This is a genomic window from Williamsia sp. Y844 (genome assembly GCF_056786475.1).
This window is the reverse complement of record NZ_JBXCJB010000006.1, coordinates 34429-51757: the sequence shown is the minus strand read 5'-3', so window position 1 is coordinate 51757 and position 17329 is coordinate 34429. Positions and strand designations below refer to the sequence as shown.

Sequence of the window (17329 nt, the reverse complement as noted above, 5' to 3'; positions counted from 1 at the left end):
TGGATTCGGTCTGTGCGTCGCCGAACGCGGCACGCCTCAGTGCGCTTTCGGCGCCCGGTGCGCGATGGTCTTCGTCTCGAGGTACTGCGCAAAACCTTCGATGCCGCATTGCCGCCCGACACCGCTGTTCTTGAAACCGCCGAACGGTGCGTCGGCGCCGTAGAACATCCCGCCGTTCACACCGATCGATCCGGTCCGGATGCGGCGCGCGACCTTCAACCCGCGCTCGGTCGAACCCGACATGACCGCACCGGCGAGCCCGAAGGCACTGTCGTTGGCGATCCGGACCGCATCGTTGTCGTCGTCGAACGGGATGAGCACGGCCACCGGACCGAAGATCTCGTCCTGGGCGATGGCAGCGGAGTTGTCCACTCCGACAATCACAGTCGGTTGCACGAAGTTGCCGCCCGCCAGATACTCGGGCAGGTTGTCCGGGGTCCGGCCGCCCGTGACGAACTCGGCGCCGTCGGCGCGCGCCCGATCCAGGTGCGCAAGGATTCTCGACTTCTGCGCATCGCTGATCACCGGACCGACAAAGGTACCCGCATGGGCCGGATCACCAACGGGAAGCATTTCGAACCCAGCGGCCACGTCGGCCACGGCATCATCGAACAGCGACCGGTGGATGAGTATCCGTGATGTTGCCGCACAGGCCTGACCCGCGTGAGCGGTGGAAGCCAGTGCGCCGTAGATGATCCGGCTCGGGTCGGCATCATCGAGCACGATCAGCGCCGACTTGCCACCGAGTTCGAGGAATGTGCGTTTCATGGTGGTCGCGCCCTGGCGCATGAGCAGCTTGCCCACGTCGGTCGACCCGGTGAACGAGAGCATGTCGACGCGCGGATCGGTTGCAAGCAGCTCCGCGACCTCGTTGAAGGGCGTGGTCACGACATTCACCACACCGGCCGGGATGTCGGTGTGCTCGGCGATCAGACGGCCCAGCCGCGTGGCATTCCACGGGGTGTTCGGATCCGGTTTGAGTACAACGGTATTGCCTGCCGCCAGTGCCGGACCCAGCTTGTTGAGGATCACTTCGATCGGGTAGTTCGACGGACAGATCGCCGCCACCACACCCACCGCTTCCTTCACGACATTACGTACATTGCGCTCGCCGAACAGTCCCCCGCCGTCCAGGACACGTTCCCACTCGAACCCCTCGATCAGGTCTGCCGGATAACGCAGTGACCGCGCCAGCGGCCAATCCAGTTGCGCATCTTGTGTTGTCGCCACCGGACAGCCGACCTCGGCGATCAGTTCCTCACGCAGGTCCTCCTGCTCGGCCTCGATGGCCGCCTGTAGTTGCCCCAGGCAGCGTCGCCGCAGCGCGCGATCGGTAGACCAGTCCGTCTCGTCGAATGCCCGCCGGGCTGCGCCGATGGCCCGCACCATGTCCGCCGTACCCGCCGCAGCGGCCACTCCGAGGACCCGTCCCGTCGCCGGGCTCAGATTGTCGTATTCGGCGCCATCGGCCGCAGTGACCAACTGTCCATCGATGAGCATCCGCGTCTCTGCTCGGCGACCGACGCGTTGTCCGAGTTCCACACTGGTTTCGGCACCTTCGATACCCGGCCCTTCGATGCTGACGTTGCTCAAGTCGTCTCCTGATCATCGAGAACTGCAGAGGTACCGACGCGGACCCGCGTGAGCCCGGACGCTGACGGGCTGACTAACTGTAGTTCTTACAGTAGGCTCGAACATTATGTGCGTCAAACAGTTGGAAAGGGAGTGCGGATGTCCTCATTGCTGAGCGGTGTCACCGTGGTCGAGCTGGCTTCATGGACATACGTCCCGAGCGCGGGCGTCATCCTGCGCGACTGGGGCGCCGATGTGATCAAGATCGAGGACACCCGTGGCGGCGACCCCTGTCGGCAGCTCACCGTCGGCGGACTGCAGCCGCAGGACTCGCGGGTGAAGGTCAACTTCATGATGGAAATCGGCAATCGCGGCAAACGCAGCATCGGCGTTGACATCAAAACCCCCGACGGCAAGGCGATCTTCGCCAAACTGATCGCCGACGCCGATGTCTTCCTGACCAACTGGCTGCCCGGCCCACTCGAACGGGCCGGCCTCACCGTCGACGCGCTGCGCGAACTCAACCCACAGTTGATCATCGCCCGAGGCAGTGGGCAGGGATCACTGGGCCCCGACCGCGACAAAGGTGGATTCGACGCCTCCGGCTACACGGCCCGGGCCGGGGTGGCCTACGCACTGACACCCGACGGCAGCGAGTTCCCGTTCGCCCAGGGTCCGGCGTTCGGCGACCTGCAGGGCGGCAGCACGCTGGCCGGCGGTATCGCCGCCGCACTGTTCCATCGCGAGCGCACCGGCGAACCCGATATCGTCGACGGTTCGCTACTGGCACAGGGTATGTGGGCCGTCGCACCGGACATCGCCGCCGCCGACCACTACGGGATCGATCGAATCCCCGCGTACCCGCCGGGCGAAGCTCCCAACCCGGTGGTCAATCGCTACAAGACCCGCGACAATCGGTGGCTGCAGCTGGTGTTCCTACAGGCCGACCGATACTGGGCCGGTTTCTGCGACCGGATCGGACGTCCAGAACTGGCGACCGACGAACGGTTCACACCGATCGCCAACCTGGTCGCCAACAAAGATCTCGCCACCGCGGAGCTGCGAAAGGTCTTCGCCGACCGCGATCTGGCGGAATGGGGCAAGATCCTGGCCGACGAGCCCGGCGTCTGGGCCGGCCTTGCCACACCCCGCGAAGTCCTCGACGACCCCCAGGTCGCCGCCAATGGCTACCTCCTGACGGCAACAGACGACGACGGTGTCGCCTTTCAAACCGTCAGTGCACCAATTCAATTCAACAACACCGCACCCGATGGCGCCCGCGCCCCCGAATACGGTGAACACACCGAGACCATACTCCTCGAACTCGGCATGGACTGGGACGAGATCATCGCCGCAAAAGAGGCCGGCGCGATCATCTGACCCGGGGCGACAACCCGAAAGGACCGAAAAGAACTCTGGCGCCGGGGATTTCCCCCGGCGCCAGAGTTCTTTCGTTTGAGGTCGGTCAGGTTGTTCAGGTGGCCTGGCGCGTGAAGAGGGCAGAGACATCGATGGGTTTGATGTCGACAACCGTGCCGTCTTCCTCCGCCATGCCGATGAGTCCGTCCTTCGTGCAGACGTTCGGTGTCACCGGAATCGGCTTGGTGCCGCACTGAAACGTGAGACCGGCTGCCATCGGTACCAATTGAGGCTCCGGCATCGCTGCGAGTCTGGCCGCGATCGTCTCCCGGTTGATTTCGCCTTCCATGCCGTTCAAGGCCCGCTGCAACGACACCAGGCCAACCCAGGGAGATCCGGCCGTTTCAGCACCTTGACCGTTGTATTTGGCCAGTGTTGCCGCGAAGATCTGATAGTCCTTCTGCGTCGGCGACAGATCTCTCGACACCCCGACCGGCATGTCCGCGTAGCCACCGGGGATCTGAGAAGCAACGTCCTCGCCTCCAATGCACTGCGTGATCAGCATCGTCTCCTGATCGGTGTTCAGTGTCCGCATCGCCTTGAGCACTGCCGTACAGAACGGGACGTCACCGAGAATGTGGAACATGTCCGGATCATTCGACAACGCCGCCTGTACCTGCGGGGTCGCGTCAGCGGTTCCCGGCGGGATCGTCACCAGATCCATTTCCACCCCGGCATTTCCGAAGGCCATCGGGCCGAGGAACTGGATAGGCTGCACCGCGTTCGGCGCGTCGATCGCAAGGATGGCGACCTTCTTGTACCCCTTCTCCTTGGCATATGCCGCCGGTGTTCCGAGAATCGGTGCGAGCGGATTGCCCAGGACAAAGGTGTTCGGGAGCGACAACACCTGTTGCCCGCCACCGGACACCGACAGATAGGGCATCCCCGACGGAGAGGTGATGCTCGCAACGGTGTCGGCATTCGCGAACTCACCGGTCACCGTGATCACCGCATCGGATTGGACGAACTTGTTGGCGCATTCACGGGCGGCTGCGACCTGGATCTGATCTTCACACACCTCCGTGAGCTCGATCGGCCTGCCGTTGATACCACCGAGGTACTCGTTGATGTAGCCGACGGCCGCGTTCGCCGCCTTCAACTCCTCGACGTGGGTCGCCGCATTGGCCCCGGTCCACGCGAACGCGATCGGAATCGGCTCACCCGTGGCCTGATTGACCTCGCCCAAGACAGACTGGTCGGCTGTGGTCGAATCCGATGAGCTGCTGTCGTCGCTCGAACACCCGGTGGCGACAAGCGCCACGACAGCCGCGGCGCAGGGCAGAACGGCCCACCGCTTTCTCGACAAACTGAACATGTACTGATCTCCTGACATTTGAGACGCTTGCTGGGGCTAGGTGTTCGGCGTTACGGCAATGCCACCTCCCAGGTACGCGGCTTCGAGTCGCTGCGGCGCGCTGCGAAGTTCTGTCGCGGTACCGCGGAGCGTGACGTTGCCGTGCACCATCACAATCGCGTGATCGGCGACCTCGAGGGCCAGGCGCACATGTTGTTCCACGAGAACGACGCAGGCACCGGTGGTTTCGGCGATCTGGCGGACAACCGGAAGCAGACCCTCCACGATCACGGGGGCCAGGCCCATGCTCATCTCGTCGATGAGCAATACCTTCGGTGCCTGCACCAGCGCTCGGGCGATGGCGAGCATCTGCTGTTCGCCACCCGACAGTGAACCCGCCGCCACCTCCCACCGAGGCTGCAAGGCCGGGAACAAGTCCACGATCTCCGAGATCTCGGGGCCACCGCGCCGGTGTGCGATGGACAGATGTTCTTCGACGGTCAGCGAGCTGAACAACGCCCGATTGTCCGGTACCAGAACCAGACCCGCACGATTCGCCGCCACCGGACGGCCACCGGCGAGCTCACGACCGTCCACGCTCGTCGTGCCGCGCAGTGGTGGAAGCAATCCCGCCATCGTCCGCAACAGTGTTGATTTCCCGGCGCCGTTCGGACCGAGGATCGCAAGCACAGACCCGCCGGGAACCTCCAGATCGAGCTTGCCGACCACCTTGCCCTTGCCGTGGCCTGCCTCCAAACCGATAACTTGCAAGCTCATTTCACGGCCTCCCCGGCAAAGGTGCTTCCGAGGTAGGCCTCGGTGACCGCGCGATCGCTACGTATCTCCGCGGGCGTGCCGGACGCGAGTGTGCGACCGAAGTTCAACACCTCGATGCGGTCACAAACACTGAGCACCAAACTCATGTCGTGCTCTACCAGGACAATCGTCACCCCGCTCGCCCGGATGGCCATCAACCGCTCACCGAGCCAATGACTTTCGGTCGTATCGAGTCCAGCGGCCGGCTCGTCGACGAGGAGCACTTTCGGCCGCCCCGCCAGCGCTCTGGCGATCGACACGAGTTGGCGCTGGCCCTGCGACAGTTCACCGGCACGAATGTCACCGACCTCGGACAGTCCCAGTAGTTCGAACACGGCGGTGACGTCGTCGTCACCTCCTGGTCCATGGTCGGCGCCGCGGGCCGAGAGGCCGACCAGTACGTTCTCCCGGACGCTGAGATCCTCGTACAGGTCGATCGCCTGGAATGTGCGGGCCAATCCGGCTCGGATACGTTGGTGGGTACGTTTTCCCGTGAGGTCCTCGCCGTCGAGGGTGATGGTGCCGGTCGAACGTGCCAGCCCACTGATCGCATCGATCAAAGTCGACTTGCCCGCACCGTTCGGTCCGATCAGGCCGATGATGGCGCCTCGCGGCACGTCGAACCCCACGTTGTCGATCGCCACCACTCCGCCATAGCGAACCGTGACCTCGCGCAGGCTCAGAATCGGTTCACCGAGCTCCACCGGGCTGTGGTCGGCGGCCGGTACATTTACCGCCACAACAGATCCGACGCGACCACTGGTGGAGGGCCGTCCCATCCGCGCGATGGCCCGGTGCGCGGGTCCGGTCAGACCCTCGGGGTTGAGCAGAACGATCAGCACCAGCCCGACGCCGACAGCAACCTGATACCAATCCCCGGTGCTGTCCCCGATCATCTGGTCTGCGGCATAGAAGACCAGACCACCCGCTCCGAGGATGCCGCTGAGGATGCCACCGGAGATCGAGGTCACCCCCGCGAGATAGACGGTGGCAAAGAGAGTCAGACCGGCGATGGCCATGAACGGCTGATACGAGATGTTCGTCTGTTGATACGCGTACAGGCAGCCACCGATGCCGGCGATGAATGCACCGATTGCGAACGCCAGCAACTTGGTTCGGGTCACGTCGACACCGGAGGCCGCGGCAGACCGTTCGTTGGCGCGGACGGCCAGCATCCGCGTGCCGAGCCTGCTCCGTCGCAGCAACGCGATCCCGACAGCCACCGCCACGAGTACCACCAGGCACAGCAGGCCGAACCCGATCCGCGGATAGTCGTTGCCGATCCCGATCCCGAGGTCGATTCCGAACAGCTTCGGTGCCGGGACCTCGATTCCGCTCGAGCCGACGATGTCGGTGTTACGGAACCACAATGCCTCGATCGCATAGGCCAGCGCGAGGGTCACCACCGCCAGCGTCAACCCGCGGACGCGCAACGCCGGGAGTCCGATCATGACCCCCAGTACCGTGGCCGCCGCTGCCGCCAGCAGGGGCGCGATCGGAAATGGGACGCCCCAGTTCTCGGTGATGGGTCCGACCAGGAATGCTGCGGTGCCTGCCAAGGCGAGCTGTGCCAGTGACACCTGCCCCGCGTAGCCGGTGACAACAACCTGCGAGAGTCCGATGACCGCGAGTATCAGGCTGGTGATCAACGCCGACCGCACGTCACCGCCGAGTGCGATCACACCGACCGCAGCGACCGCAGTCGCCACGATCGTCGTCGACCACAATCGCCTGGGATATGGCGCACTGCCCAATTCGGCAACGATGACCCCGCCTCGGGAAGGAAGCGGCCGAGCCCAGGCGACCAGAACTATGAGGATCAGGACCAGCGGGACCAACTCGACCAGACCGGTCGACGGGAGCCATTCATAGACCCGCGGTAAGTACGTCGCCTCGGACTGCAACATCCCGATCGCGAACCCGGCGGCCGTGGCCGCGAGCACCGACGTGAAGCGTCCCATGATCGCCGCGGCCAGCGCCGGAACGATGAAGAGCGTGTACGCCGTCGGGGTGAGCGGAACGATCGGCGAGATCAAGATGCCGCCGAGGCCCGCCACACCGGAACCGATCATCCAGTTGTAGGCAGCGGTCCGATCGGGTGAGACCCCACTGACGAACGCACCCTCTTCACTTTCCGCCGCCGCGCGGGTGAACAAGCCGAAGCGGGTGAACCGATAGGCCGCGGCCAGGGCAACCGCGATGGCGATGATCGTGAGCGCGAAGTAGATCCGGTCCTGCGGGATCCGAACATCGCCCACCGTCCAGATGTCGACGGGGAAGATGGCATCGACTCCAACCGGAAGCGTTCCGACCTGCTTGGCCGCCACCGCGACCATGACAAGCATCAAGGCGATGGACGCAACCGCCCGCGCGATCGGCGGTGCCTTGCGCAGCGGCCGGAAGATCACGACATACATGACCAGACCCAGCAGTGCGCAGAAGATCACCGCGATGATCGTGGAGATCAAGAATCCCGGATCACCGCCGATATCCACGGATTTCGGCGCCCCCGGGACCAGGAGCACGAATTCGCCTTCCCGCAGGAAGGCATACACGTACGCGCCGTACAGCGAGATCGCACCGGTGGCAAAGTTGACGACCCCCGAACTCCGATAGATGAGCACCAGAGCCACTGCGAGAGCAGCGAATACACCACCGCTACTGATACCTAGGACGAGGAATTGAAGATGCTCGGTCATGGGCGGCTTTCTTGAGATCGGAGGCCCGACACCCGGCCCCGTGATCGGCGGCCGAGACTGTCGGACATGCCCCTACGGTAAACGAAACGGTAGGAACAATAGTTGAATTGGGATTACTGGGACATCCGACCCAAAAGACTTATCGTCCGATCATTGGACACAAACAAAGGCGCCGATCTGCACGTGGGCAGATCGGCGCCATCAGCCGGGTGTCGAGCGGCTCTCCGCTAGCCCACCTGAACCTTCGCCTCGATACCGAGCAGCCTGGACATGTTGCCACCCATGATCTTTCGGACGTCCTCTTCGGAGAGGCCGGCAAGTTTGCTGTCGATCAGACTCAACGGGTCCTGCAATCCCTCCGGATGCGGCCAGTCCGAACCGAAGAGAACGTGATCGGCTCCGAGCAGGTCGACCACCTCGGCGTAGCTGTCCTCCCAGAACGGGTTGACATACACGCAACGCCTGAATGCCTCAATGGGGTTCTCCAGGAACAACTGTGGCAGCTTCTTGTAGGTGTTCTCGAGGTTGCGGAACAATGTCGGCAGCCAGTCCGCCCCGTTCTCGATCAGCAGGAGTTTGAGATCCGGCACCCGCGACAGGGTCCCGTGACAGGTCAACGCGGTCATTGCATCCTCGATGGCGCGACTGCCCATCGCGGCCGTCCGAAAGCCCGTGGTCGGGGCGAACGGCTTGAACTCCGATGCCGGCTCCCAGATGTTGAGCACTTCGGAGTAGCCACTGTCCGAGGCATGCATCGACACCGGGATGCCGGCATCGACGCAGGCCTGCCAGAACGGGTCGAACTCCTCGAAACCGAAAGACCGCGACCCCCTGAACCCGGGAACCGGTGCCGGACGCACCAGCACCGTGCGGGCTCCCCGTTCGAGGGCCCAGTGCAACTCCTCGATGGCGCGGTCCACGATCGGGAGCGTGATGACCGGCGTCGCAAAGATCCTGTCCTCGTAGTTGAACGACCACTGCTCGAACATCCACTCGTTGAGCGCGTGGATCACATCGTGTGTCAGTTCCGGATCGTCCTTCAGACGCTCCTCGACAAGGGAGGCCAGCGTCGGGAACATCAACGCGTAGTCGACACCCAGCTCATCCATCTTCTCCAGACGGGCCGCCGGTTCCCGGAACGCCGGAATCGATTTCATCGCCTTGCCCATGATCTCCCGGGCACTTTTGCCCTCCGGATTTCCGTTGCGGAAGTAGTCTTCCTGCGCCCCCGGTGCGGCAACAACGGAGAATGTCGGATTGGGGATGAACTCGCTGATCGTGTCGCGGACGACGATCTTGGTGCGCCCATCGATGTCGACGTAGCGGATCGTGCCCTTGGCGTGTTCCGGGAGGAACTTGGTCAGGGCCTCCTGTGTCTCGTACATATGACTGTCGGAATCGAACACCGGGAAGTTGACTTTGCGCGACGGCATGATTGCACGCTCCTAGTTGTCAAAATTGTTGTGCACAGGATTGATCGGCTGTTCCTAACCTGCTTTGGCCTTCGCCTGCGAATAGTCGGGGCGTCCCAGCCCGAGAGCGTGCTGCGCGATCATGTTGCGGAACACCTCCAAGGTGCCGCCGTAGATGCCACACAGCGGAGCCCAGCGGTACAGGTACTCCGATGCACCGTCATCGGCGGCGCCGTCGGTCTCGACCGGCAAGGTCGACGCGGTACCGAGGATGTCCATCAGATCCGGGGCCGTGTCACGCATTGCCTGGGCGATGGCCACCCGGCCGAACATGCCAGGCGCCGACAGCGATGCCTCCATCCGGGCGGCACTGCGACCGAGCCGGTACGCCACCGACGAATCATCGAGAGCCTTTTTGCCAGAGCGTGTCTCACGTGACACCGCGGCCGCGACCTTGTCGACGGTTGTCGCCATGTACAGGCCCTGATGCATCATGATCGCGATGTCGTCCAGACCGTCGGGCTTGCGCTCGGTCACACCGTGCTCGACGCTGAGCGGCCCCATCAGCACGGCCCAGCCGCCGTTCACCTCACCGAGCCGGTAACGGTCGTCGACCTCGACGTCGCTGTAGTAGACGATGTTCGTCCGGTCCCCGTCGACGGTACGGATGCCCTGGATCTCGACGCCAGGTGAATCCAGCGGCACCAGGAACATCGTCAGGCTCTTGTGTTTCTTGGCGTCCGGGTCGGTGTTGGTGATCAGGAAGACGTATTTGCTGTTGTGGGCACCTGTGGTGAACATCTTGGACCCGTTGATGATCCAGCGCTCACCATCCCGCACGGCTCGGGTCTTGGAGGTGGCGATATCCGAACCCCCCTCGGGCTCGGTATAACCCAGGCACATCCGGATGTGACCGCTGAAGACACCAGGGAGCACCTCGTCCCGGAGTTCTTGCGAACCGAACGACAACACCGACCGCGCCACGATCGATGTTGTCCCCCACGTCACCCACGGAGCGTGGGACCGACGCTTCTCCAGCTGCCAGATGCGCCGCTGGATCCGAGTGAAGCCACCTTCGGTCTCCGTGTGGAATTCGGCCGAGAGATAGCCCGCCGCACCCATTGCCATATGTACTGCCTCGTCGAAGTTGTCGCCGCTTTCGCGATCTCGGCGGATCACCTCGTCGGTGACATGGGTGCCGAGAAATGCACGCACATCGTCGAGGAACGCCTGATCTTCCGCTGCCAGTTCGACCTTTGAGAAATCCATGTCCGCGTCCCTTCCTAGACCGTTACCGGCGTCGGCGTATGCGCCCGAAACGTGTCCTGCGCGCTTTCGCGAGCCCCGATGATCTCGGCAACCCGCCGCGCACTGATCGCCGGATCTCCGCCCGCCAGCGGCCATCCCCTGGCGCGGACGAGGTACGCGGTGGCCGCCGCTTCGGTGGTGACACCCAATCCACCCTGGACGTGGACGGCACCGGCCGCCGAGCGCGTGGCCTCTTCTGCCATGTAGACAAAGGCCGCAGCGCCGAGCTCACGCCGCTCATCCGGCTCGTTGTCGAGGAACCAGGCCGCCCGCCGCGACAGATTGCGGCCCGACTCCACCACGATCGCCATGTTGGCCAGCGGATGTGAAATGCCTTGCAGTGTCGAGATCGGAACGCCCATCGTGTAGCGGCTCTTGGCGAACTCGGCAGCGATCTGCATCGTCTTCTCGACCAGACCGGCCAGAGCCGCGGCGGTCAGCACCCGCCATTCATCGCGCGCCAGTTCGTATTCGGAAATCGCCTCCGGTCCACTGGCCACCACGGTGCGATGACCGCCCCCGGCAGGATCCACCCAGGCCATCGGCAGGTGTCCGATGTTGCTGACCCGGGCCGGCCGGGTGTCGGCGGTCAACCTGACGATGTTGTCGCCGTCTCGCAGAATGATGTGGTCGGCCGCCGAAGCCGCGGCCACCAGCCGGGGTCCTTCCACCTCGTCGCCGTGTGGGTCCAGTACCACCAACTGTCTACCGGCGACAACGTCCCGCGTGAACGCGGAATCTTCGTTCAGCACACCGGTTCTGGCCAGCAGCCGCGCGGCACACACGTGATCGATCCATGGGACCGGCGCAATAGACTTGCCGATCTCCTCGGCCACCAGCGTGAGGTCGACCAGGGTGGCACCGTCACCGCCAACCGACTCCGGCACCGCCATCGACGTGGCACCGGTGGCACACAGTCGTTCCCAAAGGTTCTTGTCGATACCTTCGGGTTCGGCGGCACGAGCCACTTCGATCCCCGAATGGGTGCTGAAGAACTTCGAGTAGGCCACCTGCAGGTCGAGCTGGTCTGGCGACAGGGTGTAATCCAGCCTGCGCAATTCGTAGCGGTCCATGATCATTGCTCCATATCCGGGGTCACTGCTCCTGTATCGCGCCGGTGAAGAAGAAGTCCTGAGCGTTGTTGTAGAGGTAGTTCTCGAGCACATCGGCAGGCAGATCAAGTGCTGCCGCTTCCGGCAAAACCCGCCGCATCGGCAGTACCGGCCAGTCCGAACCGAAGATGATCTTGTTCGGCCCACGGGTCCGCATGTAGTGCAAGAGGCTCTCCGGCAGACGTTTCGGCGACCAGGCCGATGTCATCAGCCGCAGATTGCTGTATTTGACGAGAAGCCGGATCGCTACATCCCACCAGGGATCGGCCCCGTGGATCATGCACAACCGGAGCTCGGGAAAACGCACGCAGACCCGGTCGAGATGGATCGGATGTTGCACCTCACCGGGTATCGGCGGGCCGGGTATCCCGGTATTGATACAGAGCGGCAGGTCCAGGTCCACGCACTTCGTGTAGAGCGGGTAGTAGACCGCGTCACTGGCCGGATACATTCCGTCACCCCAAAAGCTCGGTCCCACCACCGCATACGTCACCGGTAGGTTTCGGACAACCGCGGTCAGTTCCCGGAGTGCGGGCATCGGCTTGAGCAGGTTGATGCCGCCCATCGCGAGGGTGAACCGGTCGGGTTCGGCCTCGACGAACTTACGGGCGGTGGTCGACGGAGTTGCGAGGTTGTCCATCAGGATCGCCTTGCGCACACCCTGCTCATCCATCTCGTCGAGTAGTTCGGCCATATCCACCGGTCCGAACATCGACTTGGGACCTTTGAAGTAGTCGTCGCGCACCTTCAGCATCCAGCCGGGTTGCTGCGCGGTCTCGCCGAAGTGGACGTTGACCAGGCAATCGATTGCCGGAGTGGCGGTTACTTGTGTTGGCATGTGAGCGAATCCGTTTCTAAAGTGCTGAGGTCACGGGACGGGCTGTGTCACAGGAAGATTCCAGCTCTGCCTTCGCCCACCGGTAGTCGGGCTTGCCATTGCCGAGTCGTTTGACCCGTTCGACGAAGATCACCGCTTTGGGCACCTTGAACCCGGCCAACTCCAACTTGCACAACGCCCGCAAGCTCTCCGCGGTCTGCCTCGAACCGGGCTCGAGCGCGACCAGCGCCACCACCTCCTGGCCCCAGCGATCACTGGCCCGACCGAGCACCAGAGCGTCGGTGATACCCGGTTGCCTCCGCAGTACGGCTTCGACCTCTTCGACGAAAACCTTCTCGCCGCCGGTGTTGACCACGAGCGAGTCGCGTCCGAGAAGTCGCACCGTGCCATCGGCGTCAAGGGTCGCCCGGTCACCGGGGATCGACATCCGCACCCCGCCGAGTACCGGGAACGTGCTCTCGGTGGCCACTCGATCCTGGAAGTATCCAAGAGGGACCCGACCCGCGCGGGCAGTCCAGCCGATCTCGTCGTCCCCGGGTTCGAGGACCCGGGTGCGATCGGCCGAGACAACCGTTCCGCCGGGCCGGAGTCCGAAAGTCTCCCCCAGGGCACCCTTCTGGCTCGTGTAGAAGCCCAGACCACCGGTCTCCGATGATCCGTATCCGTCGATGACCATCACATGCGGTAGAGCTTCCAGCAACGCGGTCTTGTGGATCGGGTTGGTCGCCGCGCCGCCGGAGGCAATGGCGTACATCGATGACAGGTCGTAGCTCTTGCGCCCCAGCTCCGCAGCGATCGGCGCCGCGTAGGCGTCCCCGACCATCGTCATGAGCGAGACCTTCTCCCGCTCCGCCGTTTCCAGGACCGCCCGGGGATCAAAGTGGTCGCGGTCGTCGAACAGCACCACGGTCTGCCCGGTCAGCAGTCCCGAGAACGCCGTCCAGATACCTGCCGCATGCACCAGCGGCGACACCGCAAACCAGACCTGACCGCCGGTCAGTGCGATGTTGTGGAGGTCGGTGGCGGACTCGTAGTCATTGCCGGCCAGTGACGACACATAGAGATCACTCTGTCGCCACATCACCCCCTTGGGTCGCCCGGTTGTGCCACCGGTGCACTGCATGACGATGTCGTCGGGTGAGGAGGGCAGCGTCCTGTCCGAATTACCCTGTGCCACAGCATCATCGAAGGAGACCGCGCCGTCGACGTGCGGCGCGTCGCTGCCGTCAGCGACCTCGATCAGGAGCTCGACCCCTTCGGCAGTCAACGCCCCGGCGAACTCGGGGCCGAATGAGCGGTGGTAGATCACCGCTTTCGGGCGAACGTAGGCGAGAAGTTCGGCGATCTCCCGCGCCGTGTAGTTGTAGTTCACATTGACCGGGACCACGCGGGCCTTCAGGCAGGCGATCATCGCATCCGGGTAGAGGTCGTTGCGCATGATCAGCGCAACCCGGTCTTGTCCGCATTCCCAGCGTTCGTGTTCGGATTGCGAGGTGTGGACGCCGAGGCCCTGATCGACGAGGTAATTGGCCAACCGGCGTGTCCGCGCGGCCGACTCGGCGAATGTGCTCCTCCGCGAGCCACATACCGTCATCACCCGATCCGGTATCGCCGACGCCACTTCGTCGAGCACATCACCGATCGACCATTCCCTCATCGGCCCGCCTTCTTCTCGGGCCCGGCGCCTGCCACAACGGGTGAACGACCCAGCAACTCCAAGGCGTTGTCGCGCATGATCTTCCGGACATCCGCCTCGTTGAAATCGGACAGGTCATCGGCGAACGACACCGGAGTCTCCAGCCCCTCACCGTGCGGCCAGTCCGAGCCGAACAAGATGCGCTCGACGCCGATCAGCTCGGCAAGCGCCGGCATGTCCTCCTCGTAATACGGGGCCGCCCACACATGGTTGCGCAGCGTCTCGACCGGATCGCCGGGGAATGACCGCGGGAACTGATTGGCAAGCTTGGCCAGACGTTTGGCCAGCCGGTGCATCCAGTCCGTACCGTTTTCGATGCTCGCCACCCGAAGCGTGGGGTGACGGTCGAACACGCCGTGAACGATCAGCGAGGCGATGGTGTCGTGTATCGCCCGATCATCGACGACGATCTTGTCGAACGGGTCGGTGGTCCCGAATCCTTCGAAGTTCGCCTTGCCACCCCACATCGCAGCGATGTTGAGATATCCGCTGTCGCTCAGGTGGAAGGCCACGGGTATACCGGCTTCGGCCAGGCGCGCCCAGACCGGATCATGCAGGCGGTCCCCCAACGACCGCGGCTTCGGAATCCCGGGAACCGGTGCGGGCCGGACGCAGACCAGCTGCGCACCCCTTTCGATGACGGAATCGACTTCTGCGGCAGCAGCTTCCGGATCTGCAAAGGAGATGATCGGTGCCGTGATGATCCGGTTGTCAGCGCGTGCAAAACCCCAATCCTCGTCCAGCCACAGGTTGAATGCGTGCAAAGAGGCCATCGTCGCGGGTATGTCGTTGGTCAACGCCTCCTCGACACCACACCCGAATGTCGGGAACATCAGGATCGTCTCGATCTCCTGCTCATCCAGGATCGCAACCCGGGCGCTGCGCTCGCGATACTCGGGGCGCATCTCGATACTCTCGACCTGCATCAGGGAGGCCGGGTCGACCCCGTCGGGGATCTGGCCCCGGAACATCAGATCGAGGCAGCCAGGCACGATGATCGGGTCGAACGATGGATTGGGGATGAATCGGTTCACCCGGTCACCGATGATCGCCATCGTGTGCCGCCCGTTGTCGGCGAACTGCACACCCCGGCGGCGGAACTTCTTGTCGAGGTGTCGCGTGAAGGCGTCGAGCGGTTCGTAGTAGTGGTTGTCGACATCAATCGCCCGGTACGGAAGCTTCGGCATTGAGTGTCCTTTCGATCCGGCGAGCGGTGAATTGTGTTGTTGGAGCACCCGTTGCCGCGCAGTGGAGCTGTTCACTGCAGCGGCGGGAAGTTCGGCTTTCGCTTCTCGAAGAAGGCCAAGATGCCTTCGGAGAAGTCCGGTCGGGTCAACGAGTGACCCATCAAAGCCACTGCGCGGGAACCGGCTTCGCCCACATCGCCGGTCGAATCCCGATACGCCTGCTCCTTGATGTACGCCAACGAACTCGGGGCACACTGCAGGGCAATACCTTCGGCGTATTCGAGTACCCGCTCCATGAGTACCTCGGTGGCGACAACCTCTTTGATCAAGTGGAGATCTGCGGCCTCGTCGGCGTAGAAGGTACGACCGCTGAGCAGCAGATCCATGGCCACACCCCATCCGACCAGCCGCGGGAGTATCCAGGAGATACCGTTCTCGGCGACCAGCCCCCTTTTGGCGAAGGGTGCCGCAAACTTTGTGCCCGTGGTGGCAAAACGGACGTCGCACATCAGGGCCAGTACCAGACCGATGCCGACGCAAGGCCCGTCGATGGCCGCGACAACGGGTTTACGCAAGCCGGTCAGAAACGACACCGGCCGATCCCCGATGATCTTGCTGATATCGACATCACCCGTGCGCGACAGCGAGTCACCGATGGTCTCGGATGAGCCGAGGTGGGCACCGGCGCAGAACGCACCACCGCTGCCCGCGACGACCAACACCCGGATATGAGGAGCCGCTTCGGCCCGATCGACGCACTCGTAGAAGGCATTTGCCATGTCGATCCCCCAGGCGTTCATCCGATCCGGACGGTTCAGCGTGAGGACGGCAACCCCGGCATCGGTCTCGGAATACAGAACCGCCTGATCGATATCCGCCTCGGACACAGCGGCACCTCCTGAATTGGGTAAACAGCCCCGAGGACTCTCTGGCACCACTACTGTATACCTATCGGTAGTGCATTCCACAAGGGTTTGCACAGGCCACGGGGGCCACCCTCACGTCGGCCGAACACGCTGCCGCACCGTCAAACGGAGACCCAGCTCACAGACCTGGCAACGGTGGTTACTGCACGGTCTTCGGTAACGTTTACGGGGACGATCAAGTACGACGGCGGACGCGCTCGTCGGCAGACGAGTGTTGACGGAAGTGGTTTCGAAATGGCAAAGCAAAGCGCTCCAGCGAAGCGGCAACGGCGAGAGCGTGGATCCATTGATCCCAACGACATCATCAAGGGTGCTTTCGAACTGGCCGAAGAGGTCTCGATCGACAACCTCAGCATGCCGCTGCTCGGCAAACATCTCGGTGTCGGAGTCACGAGCATCTACTGGTACTTCCGCAAGAAGGACGACCTGCTCAACGCGATGACCGACCGGGCGCTGGGCCAGTTCGCCCGGGAAACCCCGTTCCCGCAGAACAGGCCGTGGCGCGAAACGCTCAGCGAACATGCGTACGGGATGCGCGAGACTTTCACCGCGAACCCGATCCTGTGCGACCTGATCCTGATCCGGGGGTCGATGAGTCCACGGGCCGGACAACCCGGTGCGCAACTGATCGAGCTGGCCGTCGCCAACCTGGTGAAGGCCGGACTGTCCCTTGACGACGCATTCGACACGTACTCGGCGGTCCAGCTCCACGTGCGCGGTTCGGTTGTCCTGGCGCGTCTGCACCACAAGCAGAAGGCTGCCGACCCCGAAGCCCGCGCGTACTACGAGCACCTGATCATCACGCCGGAGACGACGCCGCTGCTCTCCGAAGGCGTCGGTCGCGGGCACAGCATCGGTGCGCCGGACGACAAGAACTTCGCCTTCGGTCTCGAATGCATCCTCGATCATGCGAGCCGGCTGATCGAGGCCACGTCGGCAGGGGCGGCAAAATCATCGGCATCGCCACGCCGCAACGGAAAGACACCTGAAGCGAGTTAGCCAAACTGCCTGCGAACACGGCGAATACAAACCAGACTCATCGAAGTGGCC

The 17329-nt window shown here is 63.5% G+C and carries 13 protein-coding genes; 2 read left to right on the top strand and 11 right to left on the bottom strand.

Going from position 1 to position 17329, the window contains the following annotated elements:
• Window positions 1-36 precede the first annotated feature (36 nt).
• Window positions 37-1593 (bottom strand): aldehyde dehydrogenase family protein, encoded by a 1557-nt coding sequence (locus AC1TQG_RS26935; RefSeq protein ID WP_482141995.1) that lies wholly within the window; start codon window positions 1591-1593, stop codon window positions 37-39.
• A gap of 138 nt (window positions 1594-1731) precedes the next feature.
• On the opposite strand from AC1TQG_RS26935, the gene AC1TQG_RS26930 reads away from it, so the two are divergent.
• On the top strand, window positions 1732-2952 hold the full coding sequence (locus AC1TQG_RS26930; protein WP_482141994.1) for a CaiB/BaiF CoA transferase family protein: 1221 nt from the start codon (window positions 1732-1734) through the stop codon (window positions 2950-2952).
• Window positions 2953-3046: 94 nt separating this feature from the next.
• On the opposite strand, the gene AC1TQG_RS26925 is transcribed toward AC1TQG_RS26930, so the two are convergent.
• The 10 genes from AC1TQG_RS26925 to AC1TQG_RS26880 all read right to left on the bottom strand — a co-directional run bounded on the left by AC1TQG_RS26925 (window position 3047) and on the right by AC1TQG_RS26880 (window position 16240).
• A complete protein-coding gene (locus AC1TQG_RS26925) occupies window positions 3047-4306 on the bottom strand; it encodes an ABC transporter substrate-binding protein (RefSeq protein ID WP_482141993.1) in 1260 nt (419 codons plus the stop codon).
• Between the two features lie 36 nt (window positions 4307-4342).
• On the bottom strand, window positions 4343-5062 hold the full coding sequence (locus AC1TQG_RS26920; protein ID WP_482141992.1) for an ABC transporter ATP-binding protein: 720 nt from the start codon (window positions 5060-5062) through the stop codon (window positions 4343-4345).
• Complete coding sequence (locus AC1TQG_RS26915) at window positions 5059-7800, bottom strand: ABC transporter permease subunit (RefSeq protein ID WP_482141991.1); 2742 nt, start codon at window positions 7798-7800, stop codon at window positions 5059-5061. Before AC1TQG_RS26915 ends, AC1TQG_RS26920 begins: the two co-directional genes overlap by 4 nt.
• A 227-nt stretch (window positions 7801-8027) precedes the next feature.
• Window positions 8028-9233, bottom strand: coding sequence for an amidohydrolase family protein (locus AC1TQG_RS26910; protein WP_482141990.1), 1206 nt, complete (start codon window positions 9231-9233; stop codon window positions 8028-8030).
• 54 nt (window positions 9234-9287) lie between these two features.
• On the bottom strand, window positions 9288-10481 hold the full coding sequence (locus AC1TQG_RS26905) for an acyl-CoA dehydrogenase family protein (RefSeq protein WP_482141989.1): 1194 nt from the start codon (window positions 10479-10481) through the stop codon (window positions 9288-9290).
• A 14-nt stretch (window positions 10482-10495) separates the two neighbouring features.
• Window positions 10496-11593, bottom strand: a complete 1098-nt coding sequence (locus tag AC1TQG_RS26900) for an acyl-CoA dehydrogenase family protein (RefSeq protein WP_482141988.1) — start codon at window positions 11591-11593, stop codon at window positions 10496-10498.
• 22 nt (window positions 11594-11615) lie between these two features.
• Window positions 11616-12470, bottom strand: coding sequence for an amidohydrolase family protein (locus AC1TQG_RS26895; protein ID WP_482141987.1), 855 nt, complete (start codon window positions 12468-12470; stop codon window positions 11616-11618).
• A gap of 16 nt (window positions 12471-12486) precedes the next feature.
• Window positions 12487-14127, bottom strand: a complete 1641-nt coding sequence (locus tag AC1TQG_RS26890; RefSeq protein WP_482141986.1) for an acyl-CoA synthetase — start codon at window positions 14125-14127, stop codon at window positions 12487-12489.
• Window positions 14124-15353, bottom strand: a complete 1230-nt coding sequence (locus AC1TQG_RS26885; protein ID WP_482141985.1) for an amidohydrolase family protein — start codon at window positions 15351-15353, stop codon at window positions 14124-14126. Before AC1TQG_RS26885 ends, AC1TQG_RS26890 begins: the two co-directional genes overlap by 4 nt.
• A gap of 71 nt (window positions 15354-15424) precedes the next feature.
• A complete protein-coding gene (locus AC1TQG_RS26880; RefSeq protein ID WP_482141984.1) occupies window positions 15425-16240 on the bottom strand; it encodes an enoyl-CoA hydratase in 816 nt (271 codons plus the stop codon).
• Window positions 16241-16513: 273 nt separating this feature from the next.
• Between AC1TQG_RS26880 and AC1TQG_RS26875 the strand changes: the two genes are divergently transcribed.
• Window positions 16514-17278, top strand: coding sequence for a TetR/AcrR family transcriptional regulator (locus tag AC1TQG_RS26875; RefSeq protein WP_482141983.1), 765 nt, complete (start codon window positions 16514-16516; stop codon window positions 17276-17278).
• Window positions 17279-17329 lie beyond the last annotated feature (51 nt).

Bases quoted from the DNA above. Each gene is read 5' to 3' on its own strand.
- AC1TQG_RS26930 (WP_482141994.1), top strand. From the start codon at position 1,732: ATGTCCTCATTGCTGAGCGGTGTCACCGTGGTCGAGCTGGCTTCATGG.
- AC1TQG_RS26925 (WP_482141993.1), bottom strand. From the start codon at position 4,306: ATGTTCAGTTTGTCGAGAAAGCGGTGGGCCGTTCTGCCCTGCGCCGCG.
- AC1TQG_RS26920 (WP_482141992.1), bottom strand. From the start codon at position 5,062: ATGAGCTTGCAAGTTATCGGTTTGGAGGCAGGCCACGGCAAGGGCAAG.
- AC1TQG_RS26915 (WP_482141991.1), bottom strand. From the start codon at position 7,800: ATGACCGAGCATCTTCAATTCCTCGTCCTAGGTATCAGTAGCGGTGGT.
- AC1TQG_RS26910 (WP_482141990.1), bottom strand. From the start codon at position 9,233: ATGCCGTCGCGCAAAGTCAACTTCCCGGTGTTCGATTCCGACAGTCAT.
- AC1TQG_RS26905 (WP_482141989.1), bottom strand. From the start codon at position 10,481: ATGGATTTCTCAAAGGTCGAACTGGCAGCGGAAGATCAGGCGTTCCTC.
- AC1TQG_RS26900 (WP_482141988.1), bottom strand. From the start codon at position 11,593: ATGGACCGCTACGAATTGCGCAGGCTGGATTACACCCTGTCGCCAGAC.
- AC1TQG_RS26895 (WP_482141987.1), bottom strand. From the start codon at position 12,470: ATGCCAACACAAGTAACCGCCACTCCGGCAATCGATTGCCTGGTCAAC.
- AC1TQG_RS26890 (WP_482141986.1), bottom strand. From the start codon at position 14,127: ATGAGGGAATGGTCGATCGGTGATGTGCTCGACGAAGTGGCGTCGGCG.
- AC1TQG_RS26885 (WP_482141985.1), bottom strand. From the start codon at position 15,353: ATGCCGAAGCTTCCGTACCGGGCGATTGATGTCGACAACCACTACTAC.
- AC1TQG_RS26875 (WP_482141983.1), top strand. From the start codon at position 16,514: ATGGCAAAGCAAAGCGCTCCAGCGAAGCGGCAACGGCGAGAGCGTGGA.